This window comes from Fulvivirga aurantia, from assembly GCF_009711475.1.
GTDB lineage: Bacteria > Bacteroidota > Bacteroidia > Cytophagales > Cyclobacteriaceae > Fulvivirga > Fulvivirga aurantia.
In genome coordinates, this window is the sequence record NZ_SMMD01000068.1 from 1 (window position 1) to 367 (window position 367).

Genomic DNA, 367 nt, shown 5'->3' on the forward strand with positions numbered 1-367 from the left:
GAAATAAAAAAACTTAATATAAGTAACCTTAATAGCGACATTAAATAAGTGGTGATGAAAATCTTCTAAAACTGTCTTGTTTGATTAATCTGAATTTCAACGAAATCTCATAAGACCCCGTAGAACCTGTAAACCTGCCAAGTGAAGAAGTGTTTATATCATAGCTAAAAGCAAAATCAAAATTTTTGCTCACCAGCCCCACATTAAAAATAAAAGAGTCTTGTAGACGGTACCATGCGCCCAAAATAATCTTCGATGGCCTGTCTCGAGATTGATACACATCAGAAATCATATAACCAAGAAATGCACCTGTATTCGTCTGAAAATTCCCGTTTTGGTACTGAATCAGATAGTTGGGTGATACATC

General features: G+C 34.9%; 1 protein-coding gene. It reads right to left on the bottom strand.

The features are described from left to right. Window positions 1-40 precede the first annotated feature (40 nt). On the bottom strand, window positions 41-367 hold a 327-nt coding region (locus tag E1176_RS00110), incomplete at its 5' end, for a type IX secretion system membrane protein PorP/SprF (protein ID WP_155208572.1).